This window comes from Acinetobacter sp. BWR-L5 (assembly GCF_039655985.1).
GTDB lineage: Bacteria > Pseudomonadota > Gammaproteobacteria > Pseudomonadales > Moraxellaceae > Acinetobacter > Acinetobacter johnsonii.
On sequence record NZ_JAGFEV010000003.1, the window covers coordinates 68,425 to 93,725 of the forward strand.

The following is a 25,301-nucleotide window of genomic DNA, read 5'->3' on the forward strand; positions in this document are numbered from 1 at the left end:
AATTTTGACCCGCGAGGATGAATACTGTTTTATAAATTAAGCTATGCTTGGCCTTCGAGCGCAGAACAAAAAGGACAGAGAAGAATGCAGAAGAATATGGCATTGATTGTGGTGGATGTACAAAATGGTTTTACGCCTGGTGGAAATTTGGCGGTAGCAGGATCAGATCAAATTATTCCTAAAATTAATCAGTTGGCTGATTATTTTGACACTATTATACTCACCCAAGATTGGCATCCCGAAAATCACATTTCTTTTGCAGACAATCACCCCGATCAACAAGCCTTTCAAACCATTGAATTGGACTATGGCACACAAGTACTCTGGCCACGTCACTGTGTACAAGGCACACAAGATGCTGAACTGCATCCTGATCTCGACCTTGCCAAAGCGCAGTTGATCATTCGTAAAGGATGTCATACTCACATTGATAGTTATTCTGCTTTTTTAGAAGCGGATCACAAAACCCAGACGGGACTCGCAGGCTATTTAAGAGAGCGTGGGATTGATACTGTGTTTATTGTTGGGATTGCAACTGACTTTTGTGTGGCATGGACAGCAATGGATGCCTGTAAACTTGGTTTTCAAACCTATGTGATTGCCGATGCCACCAAAGGCATTGATTTACATGGTTCTTTACAACATGCATGGCAAGAGATGCTGGCCCATGGTGTGAAACGTCTGTATTGCAAAGATATTGTGCAACAATATGCCGTGAACTGATGCGCTGAACCAATCGGCTCACCTCAATCACTAATATCGACATTATAAAAACATGCAGTAGGGAAGGGTCATGGGCACTTTTTTAAAATTTACCGCTTGGATTCAAAAAACCTTTGCCCTGTGGGTGGTGTTATTTGCAGGCATTGCGCTCCTAAGCCCTGAAACTTTTGTCTGGATGAAGGCTTATATCACGTGGATGTTAGGGCTGATCATGTTTGGTATGGGCATGACCATGACACTGGAAGATTTTAAAGGGGTGATGCAAAGTCCTAAAGCGGTTGCAATTGGGGTAGCGGCTCAGTTTGTGGTGATGCCAAGCGTGGCTTATCTGCTGTGCTTATTATTTCGCTTGCCGACTGAAATTGCGATCGGGGTGATTTTGGTGGGTTGCTGTCCGGGTGGCACAGCATCTAATGTGATTACTTATATGGCGAAAGGCAATACGGCTTTGTCTGTCGCATGTACCACGGTATCGACCTTATTGGCGCCTGTGTTGACTCCCGCGATTTTCTATCTGTTGGCCAGCCAATGGATTGAAATTAATGCATGGTCGATGCTGAGTTCAATTTTGCAGGTGGTGCTGTTCCCGATTATTTTAGGGCTGGTGGTACGTGCCGTGCTGAAACACAAAGTTGAAAGCTATATTTCGGTGATGCCCTTAATTTCTGTAGTGGCGATTGTGCTGATTGTGGCGGCTATTATTGGCGGCTCAAAAGCACAAATTTTAGAATCAGGCTTATTGATTTTAGCTGTGGTGGTGCTACATAACGCGATTGGTTATTTGCTTGGCTTTACAGCTGCACGAATGTTTCACTTGCCACATGCTGACTGTAAAGCGGTTTCGATTGAGGTTGGTATGCAAAACTCAGGACTAGGCGTGGCTTTGGCTGCTGTGCATTTTGCTGCTTCGCCAATTACGGCGGTACCCAGTGCGATCTTTAGTTTGTGGCATAACATTTCAGGGCCAATTTTAGCCAGTTATTGGGCCGCCAAAGCAGACGCCACTGCCAAGGAAAAAGGTGAAAAGGAACATATGTCGGTTTGAATACTATACGCTGTTGCAGCTTTAAGCATAAAGTCAGGATGAATTTTCTATTTGGCATGAGGTTGTAACTAAACTGTCATAAAGACTACCTAACATCCCTGCCAAACACTTCATAACAGACTGTTGCAAACAGCATTGAGAGGGTATGGATAATTTTCAGCATTCATCGGCGACGTATTTTAACCGAGAGCTATCGTTATTTGAGTTTCATCAGCGGGTTTTAGCACAAGCATTAGATCCGAGTTTGCCAGTGCTGGAGCGCTTAACTTTTTTAATTATTTTTTCACGTAATTTAGATGAGTTTTTTGAAATTCGTATTGCGGGCTTGATGAAACAACGCGATATGAATGTGATAGCACGGACCCCTGATGCTGTTCCCACTGAAGTGATATTAGAAGACTTGTCCCAATCCATTCATCGTGCCGTCAAAAAACAGTTTGAAGTTTTAAATCATTCGATTTTGCCTGAGTTACAAGCGCAGGGCATTCAGTTCATCCAGTTCCAAGATATTTTAGAAAAACATAAAGCATGGATTGCAGAATATTTTGCCAAAGAAATTCAACCCGTTTTGACCCCCATCAGCTTAGATCCGTCACACCCTTTTCCTCGCCTCGTGAATAAAAGTCTGAATTTCATTGTGAGTTTACAAGGTAAAGATGCTTTTGGACGAAGTATTGAGATGGCGATTGTCCCTGCACCGCGCTCATTACCGCGTTTAATTCAGATGCCGAAAAACGTGGCAGGCAATATCGACACGCAGATTTTTTTAACCGCAATGATTCAGCAGCACATCAGTGATCTATTTCCGGGGATGAAAGCCACGGGTTGTTATGCTTTTCGTGTGACGCGTAATGCCGATCTGATTTTGTCGGAAGATGTTGATGATTTGGCGGTTGCACTCAAAGATGAGCTGTCTTCACGCCGTTTTGGTCGTGCGGTGCGTTTAGAAATCGAAGATGACTGTCCCGAAGCGGTGATTGATTATTTGCTCAAGGAATTTGATTTAACTGAGCAGGAGCTTTATCGCATTGATGGGCCAATCAATCTTTCACGTCTCAGTACCAGTTGTGACCGACCTGAATTAAAGCATCCAGTTTTTATTCCCGTTATTCCCAAAATTTTGCGTAAACAAAAAAGTACCTTTGATACCTTAAAAGCACAGGATGTGTTGCTGCATCATCCTTTTGATTCTTTTCAGCCTGTGATTGGTTTATTAAAAGAAGCAGCGAAAGACCCAAATGTGCTGGCAATTAAACAAACGCTCTACCGCAGTGGACCTGACTCGGAAATTGTACAGGTCTTGGCAGAAGCAGCACGAAATGGCAAGGAAGTCACAGCCGTGATTGAGTTGCGTGCGCGTTTTGATGAAGAGTCGAACATTACCGTGGCCAATATTTTGCAAGAAGCTGGAGCGGTGGTGGTGTATGGCATTGTCGGTTATAAAACCCATGCCAAAATGATTTTGATCGTACGCCGTGAAAATGCTCAGTTGGTCCGTTATGCCCATCTGGGCACAGGCAATTATCATGCGGGTAATGCGCGTATGTATACAGATTATGGGTTGATGACCACACAACCTGATATTTGTGAAGATGTACACCGTATGTTCCAAGAACTGACGGGGATGGGCAAAATGGCCAAGTTGAAGGCGTTGTTACATGCGCCTTTTACGTTACACAGTGAACTTTTAAAACTGATTGAGCAAGAAATTCAGTTTGCGCAAGTCGGTCAAAAGGCGCGTATCATCATCAAAGTCAATGCTTTGACAGAGCCTCAGTTAATTGCTGCACTGTATCGTGCGTCACAAGCGGGGGTACAGGTTGATCTGGTTATCCGTTCGATCTGCTGTTTGATTCCACAGGTCCAAGGTATGTCTGAGAATATTCGTGTGCGTTCGATTGTGGGCCGTTTTCTGGAACATACCCGTGTGTATTGTTTTGAGCATGGCGGTGAGAAAAAGCTGTACTGTGCCAGCGCAGACTGGATGGGACGTAATTTATTTTCGCGTGTTGAAACCTGCTTTCCAATATTAGATCGCGTTTTGAAAAAGCAGATTTATAAAGACGGATTAATCAGTTACTTAAATGATTGTTTGAATGCTTGGGAGCTACAAGCCGATGGTCATTGGCTTAAAGTGGCCTGTACCGATCCAGAGCAAAGGTATAGTGCGCAGCAACATTTGATTGCGCAGAAGCAACTTAAAATTTAACAATTGCCATAAAAAAGCCTGACATATGTCAGGCTTTTTTATGGTTGGACATCATTAAGAGGCTTTAGATTGTTTTGCTTTTAAAATTTCCGTTCTTAAGCTTTGTGCCAACTCTGCAGACTCCGCACCCATGCCATTGACCATAAAGGCATGGCGGGTCAAGACATTGGTTGGATTAGGTAAATTCACCAGTTGGTAACTTTCAGAAATGTCTTTCAATAATTCGTTGCTTAAATGTATGGCACTTTCTTTGGCAGACAACTGTTGGACCAAACGCTCAGCAGCTTGATTTGCAGACAGCTGCATCGCATCGACTGCGGTTGAAATGCCACAGCGCGTTTGCAAAACAAAGCGCTTTTCTTCGCGGTAACGTTTATACAAAACCTCAGAAAGCAGTTGGAATACACTGCTGACCATCATTAAACATGGCACTGCATTCGGTGTGTCTGTCGACATGCTGAGGGTGGCACCATGCTCATTAAAGGATTGAACTGTACTGATGTCCGAGCTGTTGAGTTTGTAGTGTTTTAGACAAAGTTCTGTGCTTTTATTGAGGAAAATCTGACACAAATTAAAGTATGGAATAGACACGGTTGTATTCACCGAGTCCATCAACTGTTTCGGGTCATAAAATTGAATATTGAGCGCAACCGAATGATTATCCACGATCACGGGTTTTTGTTCTTTAGGTTTCGCACTGGTTTTGATTTGTTGTTGTGCTTGGGCAATCGCGACTGCCGTATGGTGTTTCTCTTGTTCAAGCGTTTGGGTTAAAACTTGAATTTCGTGTTTTAAGCGGGATTCATTATTGATCCGTGCCAAATATTCGGTACGGCTTGGGCGCGCAATGGCGCGATAAGCCAGCCACAATAAACCATGAATCGCTAAGGACAATAAAATCGCTAACCACTGAGTACGTAAAATCTCACCCATACTTGGTTTAATGAGCGTGATTTCAATGCTACCCACTTTCTTTTCATTTTGCAGCGCATCACGGACAAACACTTCGCCATCACGAGTTCGAACTTGGCCACCTGTCGCCAAGACTTGATTGTTGGCATCCAAAATACGAATGGAAGCTACGCTTGGATTGGTCGCATAGCGATCGACCAAAAGCGCAAGAGAAACCGTGTTGGCAGGCTCCAGCTCTGCAAGACTGTCCGTGACCAATTGAGAGGTCATCAGTTGGCCTTGGTTGGCACGGTTTTCATTCAGTTGATGAGTCGTTGCCAATACCAATAAAAAGGTATGTAAAGCAAAACTTACAATTAATAGGCTAGCAAATAGCCCTTGTCTAGGCGCATTCAACGTAAACTTCCAAAGAAAATATATTCAATTTCGATTATGATTCTAACAATAGTCGTAGCTCAGACCCGAGTCAATTCATGCGAGAAATCATTCTTATTTCATTTTTAGGACCAGACCAGCCGAATCAGTTCACTCGATTAATGCAGGTATTGTCCACTCATTCATTACAAATTTTAGATGTCGGACAAGCAGTTATTCATAACCAATTGACCTTAGGTATTGTTATTTCTTCAGATGACCAAACTGCAACAGCTTTGGCCATGAAGGAAATTCTAATTTTAGCACATGATATTGGTTTAACTGTACGTTTTAAACCAATCACTACAACTGAATATGACCAGTGGGTGAGTGAAGGTGGACGGACGCGTTATATCGTCACGGCTTTGGCGCCAGAGCTTGAAGCGTCTCACTTACAAGCAGTTACAAATATTGTGTCCAACCAAGGTTTCAACATCGAAACCGTGACCCGTCTGTCTGGTCGTCCAGTCTTAAATGGCGAAGTCGATGGGCCGAAACGCGCCTGTGTTCAATTCGGTTTAAGTGGTCAAATGCTGGATGCCGCAGCCATGCGTGCAGCTTGTTTACGTTTGTCACATGAACTGAATGTCGATGTAGCGGTACAAGAAGACAATGCCTACCGTCGTAACCGCCGTTTGGTGTGTTTTGACATGGACTCGACTTTAATCGAGCAAGAAGTGATTGATGAGTTGGCGATTGAAGCGGGTGTCGGCGCACAAGTCGCTGAAATCACCGAACGTGCAATGCAGGGTGAGCTAGATTTCCAGCAAAGCTTCCGTGCACGTGTCGCACTGCTCAAAGGGATGGATGCCTCTGTCCTACCTAAAATTGCAGAACGTCTGACCGTTACAGAAGGTGCTGAACGCTTAATTTCAACTTTAAAAGCATTAGGCTACCGCACGGCTATCTTGTCGGGTGGTTTTCAGTACTTTGCAGAGTATCTACAAGCCAAACTTGGTATTGACGAAGTTCATGCCAATGTCCTAGACGTTGACAATGGGTTGGTGACGGGCGAAGTTAAAGGTCACATTGTCGATGGTGCACGTAAGGCATTATTATTACGTGAGTTAGCCGATAAGATGGGCATTTCTCTTGAGCAGGCGATTGCAGTAGGAGATGGTGCGAACGATTTACCGATGTTGTCGATTGCTGGCCTAGGTGTAGCTTTCCGTGCGAAACCGCTGGTGAGACAAAACGCTAATCAAGCCATTTCAAGTGTCGGCTTAGATGGGGTGTTGTATTTATTGGGTGTGCACGATAAAGACTTAAATCGTGCTTAAAGCATCTCTGTGTTATTAAAAACGCAGCCTTTGAGCTGCGTTTTTTTGTTGCAAATTTAAGCGAAAAATGATGAGCGGTCAGTGAAAAATGTCGATAAAAACAACGATCAACAGAATTGGAAAAAATATTTTTAAGTGCTGAAAATACGGGTTTTATTTTGTAATGACACGCCAAGACTGAGCGCGTCTTTGTTTTGGAAAAGTTCAAATCTAAAAAAATGTAATGACAATATAATATGGCGACAAGGTATGTCGCATTCTAAAAATACAAGCCTTTTTTTCTTTTCAAAACTGCTCATAATGCATGCATAGAGTTTGAAAGCTACACAATCCATTAATTTTAAACGGTATCGGGGATGAGTTCAGCACAGTGTATCAGTCGCCTGAATTTATCTTAGACGGAGGTTTTTATGGTAACAGCGAATTTAGCAACCATCGTTGGCTTAAGTTTAGTCGCCGCTGCGTTAATTGCTGTTTTCTTTTCGCCTTATCGTCGCTGGTTGAGTTTTATGGTGGCGGGTATGGTGTTTTGGGGAATATTGGAAGTCATTCGCCTAGGTGTGCAAGCAGTGTTTGAAATGCCGATCACTTATAGCTACTTAACTGCTTTAACTTCAGCGATGCTTATTGTAACGATGTTGCTTCTACGTGAAGACCGTCGCGCAGAACGTGCTCTGGCGCAGCGCCGTTGTATTGAACATACACCTGTATATGAAGATGACCAACAGCAGTGTTCTAGCCGCTAAGTCATAACCTCATACCGTAAAAGAAGATGTCTAGAGCATCTTTTTTACGTTCTTACATGATTGTTATACAAAGCCTAGCGGTAAAAATGGCAACTTGTGGTAGCATTGAAAACAGTCAATTTATCAACAATTACAATAGGCTTTCATGTCATGAAACTATCTTCAATTCCTGTGGTTAAACTTCCATTGGTTGATGTCAGCACGGATCCGCTGGATTTAATGGTTACTGGTTTGGCACTTCGTATGAAACAGCTGGCGCGTACCAGTCCAAAATTTATTGAATTAGTTCATGAACGTCAGTTCCGTATTCAAATTGGTACTGATCTGGGTATGGCACGCCAAATTATTGTGAACAATGGTCAGATTGATACCGTTTCAGGTGATGCCGAAAAAGCAGATTTTATTTTACAGTTTGCGGACAGTGAGCAGGGTGTGAAAACTTTAATCAAAGGCGACCCAACCGCATTTATGACGGGCATGCAAAACGGCAGCATTAAAATGGAAGGTGATTTTGGTCTATTGGTTTGGTTCAACCAAGTTGCAAAATTGGTTCCACCAAAGTTACCAAAGCCTGTGAAAGCAAAAATTAAAGCCGCGCGCGCGTTTTTGAAAGAAAAAACGGGTAAGTAAAAAGATTTTTTCAACTTCTCGATTTCTGCTCCTTTATAAAAGGGAGATTGAGAGCGATGAAATCGAAAAAGCCCTCTATCGAGGGCTTTTTTATGCATGGTGTTTTATTCGACTTCTAAATTGAAAGTCACGGGTCCATCATTGACCAAATGTACTTTCATGTCGGCAGCAAAAATACCGGTTTGCACACGCTCAAACTGGGTCTTGGCATACTCAACCAGTTGTTCGTATAAGGCCTCGGCATCATTTGGTGGCATGGCTGGTCCAAAGTCAGGACGTAAACCTTTTTGGGTGTGCGCCATTAAGGTGAACTGAGAAACCAGAAGAATACCCCCACCAGCTTGACTGACATTCCAACCCATTTTGCCTTGTTCGTCGTCAAAAAAACGATATTTCAAGATCTTGTCGATCAGCTTTTTGCCTTTGTCTAAAGTGTCTTCTTTCCCAAGGCCTAAAAAAACCAAGATACCGTGTTGAATTTCGCCTGTGGTTTCACCATCGACCACCACTTTGGCTTCGAGAACGCGTTGTAATAAGGCCCGCATGACTGATTCTATCTACCATTTGATTGTGCAGACTGAAATTGTAGCAAACCCAGTGCAGCACAGGAGAGATATCGATTGAAAAAACAAGGCAATTGCGTTGATATTCACAGCAATGTTTAAGTAAAAGAGCATAGACCAAAAGCGATGACAGCAAGGGCATCAACACTTGGATTCTGAATAGAGAGAAACAAGGGATGTACCGAGTAATTGGTCGAATAGCAAGGCCGAATTACCAAAACATGGCTATGCAGTTTAAAAAAATGTGCTTTAATGCAATAAGTTGCTAAAAACCGAAAATGATATGTCTGCCATCATCCAATCCTTATTAGATACTGATCTGTACAAATTTACGATGCTACAGGTGGTCCTGCATAAGTTTCCCCAAGCGCATAGTGTGTACCAGTTCCGTTGTCGTAATTTGGATGACACGGTCTATCCTTTGGTCGACATTCTCGAGGATTTAAACCACCAACTAGATTTGCTCTGCCAATTACGTTTTCAAGACGATGAGCTGCAATACCTGCGTGGTTTGCGCTTTATCAAAAGTGATTTTGTCGATTATTTAGAGTTGTTTCAGCTCAAACGCCGTTTTATTGTGGCCAGTATCGATCACCAAGGCCGTTTAGACATTCGCATTGAAGGGCCGATGGTTCAAGCTATGATGTTTGAAATCTTTGTGCTTGCCATCGTCAATGAGCTGTATTTCCGCCGTATTCGAAGCGAAGAGGTCATGGCTGAGGGCGAACGTCGTTTACAGGCCAAAGTGGCTTTATTAAAACACTATGAAACATCGCAAACGCCAAATGATCCCCCATTTTTAGTTTCTGACTTTGGTACACGGCGCCGCTATAGTTTGGCGTGGCAAAAACATGTGATTGAAGTGTTTAATCAAGCTGCACCGCATATTTTCCGTGGTACCAGTAATGTTTTAATTGCGAAGCAATTGGGTCTGACCCCGATTGGTACCATGGCACATGAATTCCTACAAGCATTCCAAGCGTTGGATGTACGTTTACGTAATTTCCAAAAATCAGCACTGGAAACGTGGGTACAAGAATACCGTGGTGACTTAGGTATTGCTTTGACGGATGTGGTGGGGATGGATGCATTCCTGCGTGATTTTGACTTGTACTTTGCCAAATTGTTCGATGGCTTACGCCATGACAGTGGTGACCCATATGAATGGGGCGATAAGGCCTATGCCCACTATAAAAAGTTGAAAATTGACAGTAAAACCAAAATGCTAACGTTTAGTGATGGACTGAATTTAGAGAAAGCGTGGGACCTGCACAACTATTTCAAAGACCGTTTCCAAGTCAGTTTTGGAATTGGTACCAATTTGACCAATGATATGGGGCAAACGCCATTAAATATTGTGCTTAAACTGGTCGAGTGTAATGGCCAGTCGGTTGCGAAAATCTCGGACAGTCCGGGCAAAACCATGACGGATAACGACACCTTTTTAGCGTATTTACGTCAGGTTTTTGAGATTGCTGAAGCAGAAGCCAATTAATCCAGAATATATACCATGCCAGAATCCGTTCTGGCATTGTTGTATTAAAAAACTGATGAATAGTGATATCTATAATTCTGCTAAAAGAATGCAAAGAATCAGAATAATTGTAAAAATGAGTTGTGCTAAGATCAAAGCATGATCTGAAAACATACGAAATAATATGACACATTCTGCCTTTGATTTTGGCTTGTTGATAGACACAGAGCAGTTGATTCCGCATTTAGGGAATGACAAATTACGCATCGTCGATTTAAGTCGAGCTTCAGTCTATGACCAATTGCATATTCCACATGCTTTACATTTAAAGCCAAAATTTTTGGTGCGCCAAGATGAACAAGCCACGGGATTACTTCCCGATGTAGAAGGTTTACAAGAGCTGATTCGTTATTTGAATATTTCACCCGAGCATCATGTCGTGGTTTACGACGATGAAGGTGGCGCATGGGCGGGGCGTTTGATTTGGAATTTACACTGCTTAGGTTTTGAAAATACCAGCCTGCTGAATGGTGGAATTCATGCATGGCTTGCAGCAGGACTTCCAACCACTTCTGAAGTGGAACAGTTTGAACCTGTCAGTGCCTTGGTACAGGTCGATCAAGCCAAAATACAGCAGTATCGAATTGAATATGCTGAGTTATTAGAGAAAGTTCAAAGCAGCCAAGTCCAACTCTGGGACTGCCGCACAGAAGACGAATATACGGGGCTGCGTCTTGCAGCGCGACGCGGCGGTCACATTCCAAATGCACTACATTTTGAATGGAGTACTGCCCTTAACCGTGAAAATCATTTAAGATTGCACCCTTTAGAACGCACGCAGCAACGCTTAGAACAATTGGGTTTTAACTTAAATGAACCTGTGGTGGTGTACTGTCAGTCACATCACCGTTCAGGACTGGCTTATATTTTAGGTCGTTTATTGGGTTGGAATATTCAGGCGTATGACGGTGCGTGGAGTGAATGGGGCAACCGCCTCGACAGTCCTATCATTACCGGAGAGATGCCGTCTTGAGCCTCACATCACGCTTAAAAAAACAAATTTTCATTCAAGCTCAACGTGTTGTACCCCAACATCAGTTATCACGTGTCGTGGGCAGAGTCGCAGCCAGCGAAAATTCGATTGTGAAAAATGCGGTCATCACTGCATTTAAAGCGCAGTACGGCATTGATATGTCGATTGCTGAGCAGAGTAATGCACTGAAGTTCAAGTCCTTTAATGAGTTCTTTACCCGTGCATTAAAAGAGGGTGTGCGTGATATTGATACCGATGCGACCAGTATTGTATCGCCTGCGGACGGTGCGATTTCACAGTTGGGTCCAATTGTGGAAGGTGATATTTTCCAAGCCAAAGGGCAAAAATTCACCGTTGATAATTTAATTGCAGATCCGCAGTTGGCTGAACCGTTTAAAAATGGTCAGTTTGCAACGGTGTATTTATCGCCTAAAGATTATCACCGTGTGCATATGCCATTTGCAGGCACATTGACGGAAACCTTATATGTGCCAGGTGAATTGTTCTCTGTCAATCAAACCACTGCTGAAAACATTCCAGGCTTGTTTGCCCGAAATGAACGTATGGTCTGTTTATTTGATACAGAAATCGGCCGTATGGCCGTAGTTCTCGTTGGCGCCATGATTGTGGCGGGGATTGAAACTGTTGCAACAGGAAAAGTGAAGCCTACTGGCCGTTTAGAATTAAATCAGCATAATTTATTCTTGGACAAAGGAGCTGAACTGGGTCGCTTTTACTTAGGCTCAACCGCTGTGGTACTGTTTGAAAAAGACAAAATGACGTGGGATGCAGCCTTTAAAGCCAACTCGACTGTGGTGATGGGTGAAGTGATGGGACATACAGTTTAATCGTTTCAGCTCTCGGTCACCGTCCTTGTTAAAGGGACGGTGAGAGACAAAAAAGCACCGATATCGGTGCTTTTTTCATGCTTTTGAAGAAAGGCTTATTCAGGATTATAGGTGCGTTCTTTGGGGAAAATCACTTTAAAAATAGAGCCTTGATTTTCTTTAGATTCAATTTCTAAATGTGCTTGGTGTTGCATTAACACATGTTTCACAATTGCGAGTCCTAAGCCTGTGCCACCTGTTTGTCGACTGCGCGCGCTGTCGACACGGTAGAAGCGTTCGGTTAAACGAGGCAAGTGTTTAGGATCAATGCCTATGCCAGTATCTTCCACAGTAAAATAAGCCTGTTCACCATTGTCATGCCACCCCATGGTCACCGTTCCGCCTTTCGGTGTGTATTTGATGGCATTGGTAATCAGATTACTAAAAGCACTGGCTAACTCCATATCTGAACCGATTAAGTCGCAGTGACTGTCAATGTCGAGATTGAGCGTATGCCCATAATCAATATTATAGGCATGTGCATCGTCATAAAGTTGGTTCATTAAGCTAGGCATATCAATGATTTGATTTTTAGCAATTTGCTTGTCATTTTCTAGGCGTGACAGTAAGAGCAAATCATTCACCAAGGCATTCATGCGTTTGGCCTGTGCCTGCATTTGGTCAAAGGCCCGCTTCCAACGTGGGTTGAGGTCTTCTTGGTCGGTAAAGGTTTCAATATAACCACTAAGTACTGTGAGTGGTGTACGTAGTTCATGTGAAATGTTATCGACAAAGTCTTTACGCATTTGTTCGAGATTATGCATACGGGTCACGTCATAGGCGACCAGTAAACGACTTTCTCCACCAAATCGGGTCATTTTGACTTGAACATAATGTTCATCAAAACTGGATGACTTCATTTTTAAGCCGTCTGGTGCAGCATCAATATTATTGTAATAATCCACAAAACTCGGTTGGCGTAATAAAGTCAAAATATTACGGCCACGGTCATTTTGTTCGATGCCTAATAACCGTTCTGCAGCAGGGTTCCACCATTCAATTTGTTGCATGTCATCGATCAGCACCACGGCTTCTTGCAAAGCGACCAAGGATGACTGCGCCCGATCAATCAACCCGACCATTTCCGCTTGTACAATACGTTCTTGGCGCTGTGCACGATAGACATTGAACAATAATGCCCCCCAAATGCCCCCAAGGTTGGGTGGAACTTCGTAGGGACGATTGGAAATCCAGTCATTGACCAAATACAAAGAGCGCATTTGCAGAATAAAAAAAACGGCAAAAGCAAAGGAAATACACGTCCAAAAATAACCGACGCCAAAGCCAATCAAGCTTGCAATCAGCAAGAAAAAGGCAAGGAGACGTAAGTCCTGTTTGGCAAAGCCCCATAAACTGCTGTATCGCGTTTTTTTATGCTCGCGTGCAAGTTCAGGGACCGGGTAGGGTTCATACATAAAACAAAATTAACCTAGGGCGATATCCGCACGTGTAGAGAATCGATAGCCTGTACCCCGAACTGTTTGCACAAAACGATCTGCAGCATAAGGCTCAAGCACTTTACGTAAGCGGCGAATATGCACGTCGATGGTACGGTCTTCAATATACACGTTTCCGCCCCAGACTTGGTCAAGAAGTTGTGCACGGGTGTAGGCACGCTCAGGATGAGTCATGAAGAAGGCCAATAAACGGTACTCGGTTGGCCCCATGTCGAGGAAATTATTGCCAAAGCTGACCCGTTGGCTGACAGGGTCTAAGATTAAGCCATTGGCATCAATCGATTTTTCACCACTGAGCGCGTTAGCGCGGCGTAAAACCGCTTTAATACGTGAAACCAATTCGCGGGTCGAAAACGGTTTAGTCATGTAGTCATCTGCACCAGCGTCCAGACCTTGTACTTTATGGTCTTCTTCGCCACGTGCCGTGAGCATAATGACGGGAATTTCAGAGAGATTTTCATCGCGCTTGAGACGACGACATAAGTCTACACCACTGACACCACCAGGCATCATCCAGTCGAGCAAGATCAAAGCAGGACGCTGATCCACAATCATTTGGTGGGCTTGTTTTGCATCTTCTGCTTGTAAGCATTGAAAGCCTGCCATATCCAACGAGGTGTGAATCATTTCTCGAATGGGAAGTTCATCATCGACGATTAAAATGTAGTCATCTTTCACAACGCAATATCCTATTGTAGGTAACGGCAGGCCGTTTTAATTTTATGACAGGCTTATTACAAAGATTAATTATGACAGTATCATTGCAAAAAACAGACGATTGATGAAATTTGCAAAAAAATGTGACAAAAAATCGTCATATTGGGATTCAAAATTAATGGAAGTTTAATCTAAATTGCATTTGAAAATGCCGATCTCATCCAAGTGAAAAGTCTTAAACATCCAATTTTGCCCGTGTATTCGGGTCTGAAAAGGTTTCTAGAAGTGAAATAAACACAATACGGCTGGAGGTTAAAACTTCTTCAAAGGATTGTTTAAACCCACTGACCACCCAACGGATCGCAATTTGTGTGACATAGCCATTGAGGCCTGTGGCGACCAGCGAAATTTCTCGTTCGGAACGGTTAATTTGCGGCATCATCAGCATGACAAAGGCTTGAATCATCCGGTCAAAACGGGTCATGGTTTCATGAATGGTGGCTTGGTTATGTAATTCTTGCACCAGCATCGCATCGATATAAATAATACGCGCCATACGGGGATTGTCTTTTAAGGTAGTGAGTAGGGCACGCAGTCCTGCATCAATCATTTTGTGTGGATCTGAAGAAGCTTGCATGATGGCTTGCATGACATTGTGCTGTAACTCATCGATCAGCTTTAAAAAAATGGTTTGAAACAGCTGCTCACTTTTTTTAAACGACTCATAAAAATAACGTTCAGTAAGTTTGGCTTCATTACAAATATCTTTCACCGTCACGGCAAAAAAGCCGTGAGTGCCGTAGGCTTCAATTCCTGCTTCAATGAGTTTTCCACGACGCAGCTGTTTACGTTCAGAAAGCGATAAGCCTTTGAATTGTCTTTCTTTGGTTTTATTTTTGTCGCTGTTTTTTTGTACTGGTTCAGATGCCGTCATCAGATTTCATCGCCCTATTTGAAAGCCAAGGTTTTGCATAGTTTAGCAATAAACCACGACTCTACCTATGCGCAGGCTTTAATCTCTAGCTGGTTTTTATAGACTTGACACTTTTGGCTATTAAATTTATGACAATTGATATTGTCAATTATAAAAAAAGCATCTACAGTCGATGTACAAAGATAAAGGACAACCACAATCTCATGAAGAATTTTAAAAATAAAGTTGCGGCAATTACAGGTGCAGGATCGGGTATTGGCCAACAATTGGCACTTTTATTGGTCAAGGCGGGCTGTCATGTGTCATTGAGTGATGTCAATGAACAAGGGTTGGCGAAAACAGTTGAACTGCTACAAGGCACCAATGTACATGTCACCACGAAAAAATTAGACGTCTCAGACCGTTTAGCGATGCAAGCGTGGGCTGAAGAAACCGTACAAAATCATGGTTCTGTGAATATGATTTTTAATAATGCCGGCGTTGCTTTGGGTTCAACCGTAGAAGGTGCATCCTATGAAGAGCTGGAATGGATCGTGGGGATTAATTTCTGGGGTGTGGTCTATGGCACCAAAGAGTTTTTGCCTTATATTAAAAAAACAGGCGATGGGCATATCATCAATATTTCCAGTTTATTTGGTCTAACGGCTCAACCGACTCAGTCTGCTTACAATGCCACTAAGTTTGCGGTGCGTGGCTTTACCGAGTCATTACGCCAAGAGTTAGATATGGAAAACTGTGGCGTGAGCGCATTGTGCGTTCATCCGGGCGGGATTCGAACCAATATTGCCAATGCTGCCAAAGTGAATGACAGCTTGCGTAGCATCGGGATGAACCCTGAGAAGTCTGCGCAGACCTTTAATAAATTATTACGCTGTCCACCTGAAGAAGCGGCGCGTCAAATTTTAGAGGCGGTACAAAAAGACAAGCGTCGTTTATTGATTGGCAATGATGCAAAAACGCTAGATTTGATTCAGCGCATCTTACCAACGGGCTACCAAAAAGTGACGGCTTTTGCGACCAAATTAAGCCAAAGAAAGTCTTAATGTTGTGATGTAAAAAACCCGCTTTGGCGGGTTCTTTTATGCTTAATTTTAATGAGTGTCATGATCAAAAAACTGTTTTATTAAATATCCGTTTAACTTTAAATGAGCGTTTCAATGGTCTTTTTCTTCCAAATAAATTGATAATAAAGCCCCTGCATAATGCATAAGCTGACAAAGGCCAGTGCATAAGCATACCAAATCCCTTGCAGTCCCCACCATTCACTAAATAAGTAGGCACAGGGCACTTCAATCGCAATAATCGCAATGATATTGATGATCATGGGCATGGTGACTGTACCGCTGGCCCGCATAATAGAGGCAAAAATGGCACTGGCACCAAAGAATAAAATGGACCACAGCACAATGAACAACAGCTGTTGCCCCAGCTCAACCACTGCATGGTCAGTGATAAAGAGTGCCATGAGGTATTTGGAGAAAAGATAAGCCAAGACCACCAAGGAACCTGTAATGATGATGTTCATGCCGAGCGCGGTACGTGTGACTTTGGCCAATAACTCGGATTTGCCTGCGCCAATGGCTTGTGCACCAAAAATCGATGCAGCAATGGCAATCGATAGAGCAGGGAATTGAATATAATTCAGAACCTGATTGACCGCACCATAAGCTGCGGTCGCATCGGCCCCGTGGCGGTTGACTAGGCCCACAATCACAAGACCCGCGACGGAGGTGGTGATCATTTGAATACCTGTTGGAACCCCTAAGCGCAGAATGATTTTACTCAGCTGGCGGTCAAAGCGAATATGACGTAGCAGTTGTGCATCGAGTCGGAGTGGGTGCTGTTTATAGTTCAAATAGAAATACAAAAAGGTCAGCACAGAAACAAAGCCTAAAATGGTCGCAATGGCAGGCGCAACAATCCCCAGTTTTGGAAAGCCAAAATAACCCGCAATCAGAACGGGTGTGACACAAAGCCCAATCAAGATGGTCATGCCAGAAGCAATTAGAGGTGTCGTGCTGTCTCCGACACCGCGTAAAATTGAGGTATAAATAATATATACAAACAGTAAAGGGCTACCTGCCAACATCCATTGCACATAAGGTAACGAGAGATGCATGACGTCTTCATCGATACCCAAAGCCGATAAAATTGGTCGCGCAAAAACTACCCCTAAAAATGCAATAAAGCTGCCACCAATGAGAGTCATAAAAATAGTGGAGCCGACCACCGCACGGACTTTTTCAATATTCTGTGCGCCCCATGCTTGACCAACCAAGACGGTCGATCCCGCGGATAGTCCAATTACGAAGGCCATTAAGCAAAACAGGATGGGGAAGAACACTGCAACCGCTGCAATCGCCTGCACACCCATCATCTGTCCGACAAAGATGGTATTAATCGTACCCGACAGATTTTGCAGAATATTGGTGGCAATCAAAGGCATCAGGAAAATAAAAAAGGCTTTCCATAGCTTTTGCTGTTGCACCAATGGGGTGTGTGCTGACATAAGTCATCCTGAGGTTATTTTTATTACATTTCTAAGGCTTACCCTAGCATAGTTCGGTGCTGAAAAGCCGATGTATTTCAGTAAGCGAAGCCTGTTCTTGTGCAAAAGCAAAGCTGAAAAAGATTTAAACGCTTTGCAAAATTTCTGCTGCCTGAGCCAAGGTTTGATCGGTCTTAGCAAAGCAAAAACGAATCATGCGCAAAGCCTCTGGCGCCTGCTGATAAAACACCGAAACAGGAATGCCAACAATGCCATGCTGCTCTGCTAGAAAGCGGCAAAATTCAACATCGTTTAAATCGGGACGAATGCGGCTGTAGTCGACATTTTGAAAGTAAGTGCCTTGCGAAGGCAGCCATTGAAAGTGTGAACCAGTTAAACCCTCAATAAAACGATCGCGTTTTGCTTGATAAAAGCCCGCTAAGTTTTGAATATGCTCAGGATGTTGCTGCATATAATTGGCCAAAGCCAGTTGTACAGGGGTGACTCCGCAGAAGTTGGCAAACTGATAGACCTGTCGGAACAGTTGCATCAGCGTAGGTGTAGCAACGCAGTATCCGGTTTTCCAACCGGTCACATGAAAGGTTTTGCCAAAGGAACCCACCACCACACTGCGTTCACGCAGTTCAGGAAAAGACAAAGCCGAATAGTGACGTTGACCATCAAATACCAGATGTTCATAGACTTCATCAGACAGGACTAAAATATTGCTGTCGCGAATCAGTTCAATCAGCGTCAACCAATCTTGCTTGCTCCAAATGGCACCACTCGGGTTATGTGGTGTGTTGATAATGATCAGTTTGGTTTTGGCCGTAATGGCTGATTTGACCTGCTCCCAATCGACTGAAAAATGTGGGGGTTGGAGCGGAATATGAATGGCTTTACCACCAACTAACGCAACACTTGGCGCATAGCTGTCATAACTGGGGTCAAAAATGAGGACTTCATCATCCGCATGGACTACGGCTTGAATAGTGGCAAAAAGGCCAATGGTTGCGCCCGGAGTGATGGTAATTTCAGTCATCGGGTCGAGCTGAATCTGATCGCGTTGTGCAAATTGCTGCGCCAGTTGCTCGCGTAATAACCAGACCCCATCGCCTGGAGCATACTGATTGAAACCACTTTGAGTTGCCTGTGCTAAAGCATCCAGCAGTTCAGCAGGAGCTTCGAAGTCTGGAAAACCTTGGGATAGATTTAGGGCATTTAAGCGCTGTGCCATGGCAGTCATGGTGCTGAAAATAGTGACGCCTTGTGCAGGCAGTTTAGATGAAGGCAACTGAATCATGAATGCTTAAAAGTGTCTAAATATCAGCCCAAAATAGCATATTCATTCCCCTTTACTTATGCAAATTTTGCATGTAGGACAGGGGTAAAGCATGCATTTTTGTGGATTGCTGTTATAGGAGCTGTTCAACTGCCGCGCGAATAATCCCCAGTGCTAAGCCAATAAAAGCACCGACCACCACGCCATTGACCCGAATCATATGCAAGTCGCCACCGACTTCATTTTCGATCTTATCAATCATTACACTGGAGTCCCATTCGTGAATACGTTCACTGATAAAACGAATGACTTTTTCGCTGTATTGGTCACTGAGATTGACCGCAATGCTGCTGAGGCGTTGATTAAGCAAGTCTCTGACGGCTTGATTGGAGATGATGTTCTCCCCAATTTGTTGAATGGATACACGGATGTTGTGAGCAATGCCAGAGTCTGGTTTTTGTAAGTCTTGCTTAATGGCATCACATAAAATGACCACTGCGCCGCTAATAAAATTCAGCACTTGTGGGCTATCCAGTAGGGCATCCTTGGTCTGGTTTAAACGCTGGCTGGCTTTACTGTCGATGTCTGCCAGTTCGAGCATGAGCGCGTGCCCCATCGCTTCAATTTTTTGACGCCACGGATGCTCAGGATCGGCCAACATTGACTCGACTCGTTGAATGAGTGAGTCGATGGTTCTTTGCTGCACATCGATGCCAATCCAACTGGCCCCTTTGGCCAGTTTCCAAACCCCGAGTTCTTTGAACAAGGTTCGGGTCAACTCACGACTTTGTTCAGGATGTTGGGTCATCCAATCATGCGCCAAGTCGAGTCCGCGTTGTAATACATCTTGATGGAAATCATTTTCCAGCACTGCACGCAGCATTTCACTGGCCAAATGATTGACCTGAGTGTTACGCACCCACTGCACGCTGTTACTTTGAATAAAGCGTCCGATTTGTTCTTGGCCCACAAATTCAAAGACTTTAGGCACCGTTTGTTGAATGACTTGGGTGACTTGCAGATTGTTTTGTGGGTTGGCAAGCCATTGGCCAACCGCCAAAGACAGGTCGGTACTTTGCAGGCTTTTTTCCACCACTTGTGGAGAAAGAAAGTTTTCTTGTACAAAGCGGCCCATAGACTCTGCAATACGGTCTTTGTTACGAGGAATAATTTCGGTGTGATCGCGTAAAAACTTTGGAATTGGCATTTTCCCAAAGGGATTACGGAACAGCACAGTAATGGCATACCAGTCAGCCAAGCCGCCGACTACACCTGCTTCTGCGGATAACATTAAAATATGAATGATCCAGACTTTGTCTGTGGGGACAAACTTGGCCACGACCATCAGCAGCAGCCATGTCACCACTGCCGTGATTAGGGCAATGGTGGCAAAACGTTTGCTGCGTTTCAGACTCGATGGGACGGCTTGAGGTTCATTCATAGGCAGGCTCTATGCTTTATTTGCTGGTCGACGCGGGGCTACTCGGTTCAGGCGGTGGGAGCACTTCACCGGTTGGGCTCAAACCGTATTTTCCACCCAGCGATTTTAAAATCAGCGTGGCATCAAAGGCATCGCTTGGTGCCGATTTTTGGTCTTTAAAGCATTGAATGCTGTATGACACTTGCACGGGGTCAATGTCGACTACACGTGGTACATCGTAGAACGGATCAGGCCAAAAGGCTGGATGGCGAGAATAATAACCATATGGGTAATAAGGCATTGGGTTTGAATACACCACGGCTTGTCGGGGCGGTTGGTTTTGGTTGCTCGGGTCATTCAGTACTTTAAAGAAACGATAACCATTTTGCACTGTGGTTTGCGCGGCTTTGACCAGGGTAATTTCTTCAGCCGTGCCATAGCTCATATTTGGGCGCGCTTGGAAACTGATGCGATAAGTCGAGGTGTTTAATGGCGTATTACTAAACCGACCTAACTGGTCGAAGGTTAAGGGCTTTGAGGGGGTAGAGGCACAGCCTACTAAACTCAGACCCGTCGCCAGTGCACAGGCGATTAAAATTTTCTTCATGAGATAGACTCCTTAGCACAGAGGGAGAAGCCGAACAGTTAAAAATGGCTGTTGGGCTGAGTCAAAAAATCCAGTTCTTCTTGGCTTGAGTTGCGGCCAAGGACTTGGTTCCGATGCGGATAGCGTCCAAAACGATCGATAATCACTTTGTGACGCTGTTCAAAATCGAGGTTAATCGGATTGCCTAAGTCTTGGAACAATTTTAAAGCATATTGATGAATAAGTTTCGATTCACTATGCATAAAGGGCATATATAAAAAACTGCGTTGTATGGATGGCAGTGCTGCATCTAGTTCTAGCGTGATGGCTTCTTGCGCCAAAGCCAAGGCCAAAGCGTCCTGAGCAAAGGCCAAAGAACTGTTGCGATACAGGTTTCTCGACAGTTGGTCGAGCACAATAATTTCAGCCAAACGCCCTTCAGCACTACTTCGCCAAGACCATAGTTCAGCATGTGCCGCTTGTTGATGAATTGTCTTAAATTTTTCTTCGATGAGTGCATCGAACGCATCATTTTGGCTAAACCACCAGCTTTGGTTTTTGGGATCGAACCAAAAATCTAAAATTTCTTGATAATTCATAAAGTTTACAATTCTTTAGCATTTATTCTTCAATACAATCACACTTTTGACATGTCTAATAGCGTAACTTTGTGATAAATATTTTCCGAAAAAATAGAACAGATGGTTTACTTGAAAATAGGACTGGGTGTAATGTGCCGAATTAAAATCACGTTATACTGATATAAACTGATGATTTTATTTTATTCGTCGTTGTAATTGTTTCTTCCAAAAAGTGAGATTGTAATGGGTCAACCCGCATCTAAATCTACAGCTGTGTTACCGACTTGGGTCAATTCATCACTTTTGCAAGGGATGTTACGCGGGATTGAGCGTGAAAGTTTGCGCATGCAAAGTGATGGCTTTTTATCACAAGCTGACCACCCTCAAGCTTTGGGTTCTGCGCTGACCCATCCGCATATTACGACGGATTATTCGGAAGCTTTATTAGAATTTATTACACCACCCCAGCCCAGCATTACGGAGGCGTTGCATTATTTAAAAGACATTCATAGTGTGGCGCATCGTCATTTGGAACATGGTGAAAAGCTCTGGCCGCTGTCGATGCCATGTATGTTGGATGATAATGACGATAAAATTCGCTTAGCCCAATATGGCAGCTCAAATATCGGGAAGTTCAAGACCTTGTACCGTCATGGTTTAGGGGTACGTTATGGTCGCCGTATGCAAACCATTTCAGGTTTACACTATAACTTATCTTTTCCAGATCAACTGTTTGAACAATTACAACAACATGAAACAGATGAGGCACTAAAAGCCTTATCTGCACAAGACTATCGTAGTCACCGCTATTTTGGATTGATCCGCAACTTTATTCGCCTTACGCCGTTGGTCATGTTTTTGGTCGGAGCAAGTCCATCGGTCTGCCAGTGTTTTATGACAGGGCGTGAACATCATCTGTTGCCATTGCTGCGCGGGACCTTGTATTTACCGTATGCGACTGCTTTGCGAATGGGACGTTTTGGTTATCAAAACTCAGCACAAAAGCAGCTCGGTATTCATTACAACAATATCGATGGTTATCTCGAAGGCCTACAAAAGGCAGTCAAAACGGCTTATGCGCCGTTTAGTCGTTTAGGCCTCAACGATGCGCAGGGCGAGCCGATTCAAATTAATGATCATGTCCTGCAAATTGAAAATGAGTACTACAGTTTGGTGCGTCCAAAGCAAGTACCGCAAGCAGGTGAAACGCCATCACAAGCACTGAGCAATCGAGGCGTTGGGTATGTCGAACTGCGTGCGGTGGATGTGAACCCATATAGCCCAATTGGGATCAATGAAGATACCGCAGGTTTCTTAGAAGTGCTGGCGCTGTATTGCTTACTGCTGGATAGCCCAGACTTATTGGCCGCAGAGCAAGATCAAATCGAGAAAAACCAAGCGGAAGTGGTCAATCGCGGTCGCGCACCGAATGCTGCAATTGCTGTGGGTGAGCAATCGTTTCCAATTGAAGCATGGAGTCAGTCTCATTTAGAGGCGATGCAAGAACTGGTTGTGTTGTTAGATCAGTGCTATGACACCACACTGTATAGTAAAGCGATGACAGTCATGCAACAGAGAGTCGCTGAAGTTGACGATACTTTGTCGGCGCAGATGATCGAAGATACTCTGGAAGCGGGGGGGACATGGGGCTTTGGTAGCCAAATGGCTGCACAACATGCATCGAGTTATGAGCGTCATCAGTTGAGTGCAGAGACATGGGCTTATTTTGACGATTTAGCTACACAATCACTGCAACAACAACAGCAATTAGAGCAAGACAGTCAACTGAGTTTTGAACAGTATCTTGCGCAATTTAGATAAAAAATTAAGAGGATTGACCATGCAATGGAGTTATCGCTTCGTGAGTGGTGTTTTGGTTTTAGCCAGTATCATTGGGATGGCCTTTGCCTTGTATTTAGAGCACGGCCCGCTACAGTTAAACCCATGTCCACTCTGTGTGTTCCAACGTGTGGGACTGATTGGACTGGGGATTATTTCGCTGATTGCCTTTTTGCATAACCCAGCATCGAATGGTTTTAAACGCGTTTATGCTCTTTTAGGTAGTCTCTCGATCTTATGGTCCGCTGGTGTGGCAGCACGTCACGTTTGGTTACAGAGCTTACCACCTGATCAAGTGCCGAGCTGTGGCCCAGGCTTGGATTATTGGTTAGACACTTTGCCGCTGCGTGCTGTGTTTGAGCAAGTCTTAACAGGTTCAGGTGAATGTGCACTGGTAGATTGGACTTTCCTAGGTCAGTCTTTACCTGTGTGGTCTTTGGTGTTTTTTGTGGCACTGGCACTGATTAGCCTGTGGCAACTGTTGCGTAAATATCCAAGCCATGCACAGAAAAAATAATAAAGATAAAAAAGCCAACGTCGTGTTGGCTTTTTTATTAGGTGTATCAGTGATTTAGGTGAGTGCAATGCCTTCTAAGTCGTCCAGCCCGATCATGTATTCATGCACTTGACCATATTCGGTTTCAGTTGGATTTGGATAGAACCAATTTACGATTTGTTCGGCAACACTGGCATGGGTGTGTAGCTCAAAATGGTTTAAGCCGTAGAAAATGGCTTTATGTGAATCGGGGACTTTCAGTTGAAAGCGTGGATTCATATGCTCGCCTAAAGCACTTTTCACACTGACCAAATAATCCCCAATCACATTGAGCGCACGATATTTGCGATGTTCAAACTCAATAGTACCTGCTACCAAGAAGGTATTGATATGGGAGGGCAAAGGGGCTGGTTTACGGTTGTCATCAACATGACCAATACGCGCTTCATTATGTTCCCAGTCATCATCCCGCACACTGCCATGACGTAAGTCTAAAATACCGTTGCTGCGAATGTTGACGATATGCCCAATAATTTTGACAAAAGGGAAACGTCCCAATTTGTCCTGCAAATGAAAGCCAAAACGTTCTAAAGCCGCACCATGATGCGGAGAACCAATACAGACCATGTTTTCCACCACATGAATCCAGCTTTGCATATTTTGTTTGCCGTAGAACAGCGCACTGCGTGAAACCAGTCCACCCATACTGTGCCCAATCAGATCAATCGAGCTAATCCGTGGGTTACGGTTGAGTAAATCTTGTAATGAGTTGGCAAAGCTACGCCCATTGGCTGAAATACGACGACCTGTGTTGTAGTTGAGATATAGCATGGTATTTTGCGCACGTTGCGCCAGCAGTTTTTCCCCTATACCGCCATAACGCGCCGTGCTCCAGTACAAATGGTTCATGCATAGACCATGGACCATAATCACCACGCGACCAGACAATTCGCCTTGCTGGATAGCACCGTAATGATCATAAAACACCATCGGTAGCGCCACAGGGTTATGGTATTTCAGTAAATAGTCGCCCAAAACACCATTGATTGCACCGACTAAATAATGCATGGTTGGAGTTAAGGGTTTGCGATGCAAATTTGGAAATTTTTCAATGATATGACGCAAACTTGGCGCCAATAAATAGCTACCGTAGTTTTGCAAAGTATTGAAGGAAAATTGGTAAATTTTTTCAATTGACCGTGTCGACAGAAACTTCTTGGAACTGGTTTCATTCATCCCAAATAAACTGATTAAAATTTCACGCTGAATAGCCTGAATTAAATCGTGGACGACATCGCCTAAGCGGGTTGTCACCAACTGAGCAATCCCTTCAAGCAGGTCGGCTTGGCTGGGAGGAGTACGATCCCATTTACAATAGGTCTCGTGCAGAGGCGTTAAACTTGGCATTTTTTCTACCCTTGTGTTTCTGTGTCCAAAGGGACTTTATTTTTTTCAACGATCACGGTATAAATTCTTAGCACTCTAGCTTATCTAATTCATCTCGAACAACTTTTACAATAGCGATGAATACACAGATGACCTTATTTTTTTGTCTGACAATTTTTATATCCATACAAAATAATACAGTCGGCTGAAGCCATCTCTTTTGAGTTCAATAAAAATGATGTAGAAGAGTAAATGTACA

General features: G+C 43.8%; 23 protein-coding genes. 12 read left to right on the forward strand and 11 right to left on the reverse strand.

Annotation, left to right across the window (positions count from 1 at the left end):
• Positions 1-84 precede the first annotated feature (84 nt).
• From pncA to ppk1, 3 genes are all read left to right on the forward strand, one after another.
• Positions 85-723, forward strand: a complete 639-nt coding sequence (pncA, locus tag JZ787_RS06095) for a bifunctional nicotinamidase/pyrazinamidase (protein ID WP_131230872.1) — start codon at positions 85-87, stop codon at positions 721-723.
• A gap of 70 nt (positions 724-793) precedes the next feature.
• Positions 794-1,768, forward strand: a complete 975-nt coding sequence (locus JZ787_RS06100; protein ID WP_346311936.1) for a bile acid:sodium symporter family protein — start codon at positions 794-796, stop codon at positions 1,766-1,768.
• Between the two features lie 145 nt (positions 1,769-1,913).
• The gene (gene ppk1, locus JZ787_RS06105) at positions 1,914-3,977 is read left to right on the forward strand and encodes a polyphosphate kinase 1 (RefSeq protein ID WP_218288653.1); all 2,064 of its coding nucleotides are present in this window, start codon (positions 1,914-1,916) and stop codon (positions 3,975-3,977) included.
• Positions 3,978-4,031: 54 nt separating this feature from the next.
• Here ppk1 and JZ787_RS06110 read toward each other — a convergent pair whose 3' ends face one another.
• Entirely contained in the window at positions 4,032-5,285 is a 1,254-nt protein-coding gene (locus JZ787_RS06110; protein WP_183173446.1) for a hypothetical protein, read from the reverse strand.
• A gap of 77 nt (positions 5,286-5,362) precedes the next feature.
• Between JZ787_RS06110 and serB the strand changes: the two genes are divergently transcribed.
• The 3 genes from serB to JZ787_RS06125 all read left to right on the forward strand — a co-directional run bounded on the left by serB (position 5,363) and on the right by JZ787_RS06125 (position 7,959).
• Positions 5,363-6,583 carry a phosphoserine phosphatase SerB gene (gene serB, locus JZ787_RS06115; protein ID WP_131230867.1) on the forward strand — a complete coding sequence of 407 codons (1,221 nt, stop codon included), beginning with the start codon at positions 5,363-5,365 and terminating at the stop codon, positions 6,581-6,583.
• A 410-nt stretch (positions 6,584-6,993) separates the two neighbouring features.
• Positions 6,994-7,329, forward strand: coding sequence for a ciprofloxacin tolerance protein AciT (gene aciT, locus JZ787_RS06120; RefSeq protein ID WP_004691806.1), 336 nt, complete (start codon positions 6,994-6,996; stop codon positions 7,327-7,329).
• Positions 7,330-7,479: 150 nt separating this feature from the next.
• A complete protein-coding gene (locus JZ787_RS06125) occupies positions 7,480-7,959 on the forward strand; it encodes an SCP2 sterol-binding domain-containing protein (protein WP_004691804.1) in 480 nt (159 codons plus the stop codon).
• Positions 7,960-8,063: 104 nt separating this feature from the next.
• Here the strand turns inward: JZ787_RS06125 and dtd are convergent, their stop codons facing one another.
• Positions 8,064-8,504, reverse strand: coding sequence for a D-aminoacyl-tRNA deacylase (dtd, locus tag JZ787_RS06130; protein WP_346311937.1), 441 nt, complete (start codon positions 8,502-8,504; stop codon positions 8,064-8,066).
• A gap of 301 nt (positions 8,505-8,805) precedes the next feature.
• On the opposite strand from dtd, the gene pncB reads away from it, so the two are divergent.
• From pncB to asd, 3 genes are all read left to right on the forward strand, one after another.
• The gene (pncB, locus tag JZ787_RS06135; protein WP_159128665.1) at positions 8,806-10,017 is read left to right on the forward strand and encodes a nicotinate phosphoribosyltransferase; all 1,212 of its coding nucleotides are present in this window, start codon (positions 8,806-8,808) and stop codon (positions 10,015-10,017) included.
• Between the two features lie 163 nt (positions 10,018-10,180).
• On the forward strand, positions 10,181-11,029 hold the full coding sequence (locus tag JZ787_RS06140; protein ID WP_184117891.1) for a sulfurtransferase: 849 nt from the start codon (positions 10,181-10,183) through the stop codon (positions 11,027-11,029).
• Positions 11,026-11,877, forward strand: a complete 852-nt coding sequence (gene asd, locus JZ787_RS06145; protein ID WP_346311938.1) for an archaetidylserine decarboxylase — start codon at positions 11,026-11,028, stop codon at positions 11,875-11,877. Before JZ787_RS06140 ends, asd begins: the two co-directional genes overlap by 4 nt.
• A gap of 95 nt (positions 11,878-11,972) precedes the next feature.
• Here asd and phoR read toward each other — a convergent pair whose 3' ends face one another.
• The 3 genes from phoR to JZ787_RS06160 all read right to left on the reverse strand — a co-directional run bounded on the left by phoR (position 11,973) and on the right by JZ787_RS06160 (position 14,964).
• The gene (gene phoR, locus JZ787_RS06150) at positions 11,973-13,331 is read right to left on the reverse strand and encodes a phosphate regulon sensor histidine kinase PhoR (RefSeq protein ID WP_004691795.1); all 1,359 of its coding nucleotides are present in this window, start codon (positions 13,329-13,331) and stop codon (positions 11,973-11,975) included.
• A 9-nt stretch (positions 13,332-13,340) separates the two neighbouring features.
• Entirely contained in the window at positions 13,341-14,051 is a 711-nt protein-coding gene (gene phoB, locus JZ787_RS06155) for a phosphate regulon transcriptional regulator PhoB (protein WP_004691794.1), read from the reverse strand.
• A 214-nt stretch (positions 14,052-14,265) separates the two neighbouring features.
• Positions 14,266-14,964 (reverse strand): helix-turn-helix domain-containing protein, encoded by a 699-nt coding sequence (locus tag JZ787_RS06160; RefSeq protein WP_346311939.1) that lies wholly within the window; start codon positions 14,962-14,964, stop codon positions 14,266-14,268.
• Between the two features lie 203 nt (positions 14,965-15,167).
• Between JZ787_RS06160 and JZ787_RS06165 the strand changes: the two genes are divergently transcribed.
• Positions 15,168-16,007 (forward strand): SDR family NAD(P)-dependent oxidoreductase, encoded by an 840-nt coding sequence (locus tag JZ787_RS06165; RefSeq protein ID WP_346311940.1) that lies wholly within the window; start codon positions 15,168-15,170, stop codon positions 16,005-16,007.
• A gap of 98 nt (positions 16,008-16,105) precedes the next feature.
• Here JZ787_RS06165 and JZ787_RS06170 read toward each other — a convergent pair whose 3' ends face one another.
• The 5 genes from JZ787_RS06170 to JZ787_RS06190 all read right to left on the reverse strand — a co-directional run bounded on the left by JZ787_RS06170 (position 16,106) and on the right by JZ787_RS06190 (position 21,339).
• On the reverse strand, positions 16,106-17,473 hold the full coding sequence (locus tag JZ787_RS06170) for an MATE family efflux transporter (RefSeq protein WP_279747109.1): 1,368 nt from the start codon (positions 17,471-17,473) through the stop codon (positions 16,106-16,108).
• Positions 17,474-17,597: 124 nt separating this feature from the next.
• Positions 17,598-18,755 (reverse strand): methionine aminotransferase, encoded by a 1,158-nt coding sequence (locus tag JZ787_RS06175; protein ID WP_346311941.1) that lies wholly within the window; start codon positions 18,753-18,755, stop codon positions 17,598-17,600.
• A 112-nt stretch (positions 18,756-18,867) separates the two neighbouring features.
• Positions 18,868-20,175 carry a DUF445 domain-containing protein gene (locus JZ787_RS06180; RefSeq protein WP_346311942.1) on the reverse strand — a complete coding sequence of 436 codons (1,308 nt, stop codon included), beginning with the start codon at positions 20,173-20,175 and terminating at the stop codon, positions 18,868-18,870.
• A gap of 16 nt (positions 20,176-20,191) precedes the next feature.
• Positions 20,192-20,761: a hypothetical protein gene (locus tag JZ787_RS06185; RefSeq protein WP_058951504.1), complete on the reverse strand. Its 570-nt coding sequence runs from the start codon at positions 20,759-20,761 to the stop codon at positions 20,192-20,194.
• 38 nt (positions 20,762-20,799) lie between these two features.
• Positions 20,800-21,339 (reverse strand): DUF924 family protein, encoded by a 540-nt coding sequence (locus JZ787_RS06190; RefSeq protein WP_346311943.1) that lies wholly within the window; start codon positions 21,337-21,339, stop codon positions 20,800-20,802.
• Between the two features lie 225 nt (positions 21,340-21,564).
• On the opposite strand from JZ787_RS06190, the gene gshA reads away from it, so the two are divergent.
• Both gshA and JZ787_RS06200 read left to right on the forward strand, forming a co-directional pair.
• Entirely contained in the window at positions 21,565-23,142 is a 1,578-nt protein-coding gene (gene gshA / locus JZ787_RS06195; protein ID WP_114837385.1) for a glutamate--cysteine ligase, read from the forward strand.
• Between the two features lie 19 nt (positions 23,143-23,161).
• Positions 23,162-23,677 carry a disulfide bond formation protein B gene (locus JZ787_RS06200; protein WP_234950976.1) on the forward strand — a complete coding sequence of 172 codons (516 nt, stop codon included), beginning with the start codon at positions 23,162-23,164 and terminating at the stop codon, positions 23,675-23,677.
• Positions 23,678-23,731: 54 nt separating this feature from the next.
• Here JZ787_RS06200 and JZ787_RS06205 read toward each other — a convergent pair whose 3' ends face one another.
• Positions 23,732-25,063: a hypothetical protein gene (locus JZ787_RS06205; RefSeq protein ID WP_062031880.1), complete on the reverse strand. Its 1,332-nt coding sequence runs from the start codon at positions 25,061-25,063 to the stop codon at positions 23,732-23,734.
• Positions 25,064-25,301 lie beyond the last annotated feature (238 nt).

What these genes read in the sequence shown, in the direction of transcription:
- JZ787_RS06160 (WP_346311939.1), bottom strand. Translation starts at nt 14,964, where the DNA reads ATGACGGCATCTGAACCAGTACAAAAAAACAGCGACAAAAATAAAACC.
- phoR (WP_004691795.1), bottom strand. Translation starts at nt 13,331, where the DNA reads ATGTATGAACCCTACCCGGTCCCTGAACTTGCACGCGAGCATAAAAAA.
- ppk1 (WP_218288653.1), top strand. Translation starts at nt 1,914, where the DNA reads ATGGATAATTTTCAGCATTCATCGGCGACGTATTTTAACCGAGAGCTA.
- pncB (WP_159128665.1), top strand. Translation starts at nt 8,806, where the DNA reads ATGTCTGCCATCATCCAATCCTTATTAGATACTGATCTGTACAAATTT.
- aciT (WP_004691806.1), top strand. Translation starts at nt 6,994, where the DNA reads ATGGTAACAGCGAATTTAGCAACCATCGTTGGCTTAAGTTTAGTCGCC.
- JZ787_RS06140 (WP_184117891.1), top strand. Translation starts at nt 10,181, where the DNA reads ATGACACATTCTGCCTTTGATTTTGGCTTGTTGATAGACACAGAGCAG.
- JZ787_RS06125 (WP_004691804.1), top strand. Translation starts at nt 7,480, where the DNA reads ATGAAACTATCTTCAATTCCTGTGGTTAAACTTCCATTGGTTGATGTC.
- dtd (WP_346311937.1), bottom strand. Translation starts at nt 8,504, where the DNA reads ATGCGGGCCTTATTACAACGCGTTCTCGAAGCCAAAGTGGTGGTCGAT.
- JZ787_RS06185 (WP_058951504.1), bottom strand. Translation starts at nt 20,761, where the DNA reads ATGAAGAAAATTTTAATCGCCTGTGCACTGGCGACGGGTCTGAGTTTA.
- JZ787_RS06100 (WP_346311936.1), top strand. Translation starts at nt 794, where the DNA reads ATGGGCACTTTTTTAAAATTTACCGCTTGGATTCAAAAAACCTTTGCC.
- JZ787_RS06200 (WP_234950976.1), top strand. Translation starts at nt 23,162, where the DNA reads ATGCAATGGAGTTATCGCTTCGTGAGTGGTGTTTTGGTTTTAGCCAGT.
- JZ787_RS06180 (WP_346311942.1), bottom strand. Translation starts at nt 20,175, where the DNA reads ATGAATGAACCTCAAGCCGTCCCATCGAGTCTGAAACGCAGCAAACGT.
- JZ787_RS06165 (WP_346311940.1), top strand. Translation starts at nt 15,168, where the DNA reads ATGAAGAATTTTAAAAATAAAGTTGCGGCAATTACAGGTGCAGGATCG.
- serB (WP_131230867.1), top strand. Translation starts at nt 5,363, where the DNA reads ATGCGAGAAATCATTCTTATTTCATTTTTAGGACCAGACCAGCCGAAT.
- gshA (WP_114837385.1), top strand. Translation starts at nt 21,565, where the DNA reads ATGGGTCAACCCGCATCTAAATCTACAGCTGTGTTACCGACTTGGGTC.
- JZ787_RS06175 (WP_346311941.1), bottom strand. Translation starts at nt 18,755, where the DNA reads ATGATTCAGTTGCCTTCATCTAAACTGCCTGCACAAGGCGTCACTATT.
- JZ787_RS06170 (WP_279747109.1), bottom strand. Translation starts at nt 17,473, where the DNA reads ATGTCAGCACACACCCCATTGGTGCAACAGCAAAAGCTATGGAAAGCC.
- JZ787_RS06205 (WP_062031880.1), bottom strand. Translation starts at nt 25,063, where the DNA reads ATGCCAAGTTTAACGCCTCTGCACGAGACCTATTGTAAATGGGATCGT.
- pncA (WP_131230872.1), top strand. Translation starts at nt 85, where the DNA reads ATGCAGAAGAATATGGCATTGATTGTGGTGGATGTACAAAATGGTTTT.
- JZ787_RS06190 (WP_346311943.1), bottom strand. Translation starts at nt 21,339, where the DNA reads ATGAATTATCAAGAAATTTTAGATTTTTGGTTCGATCCCAAAAACCAA.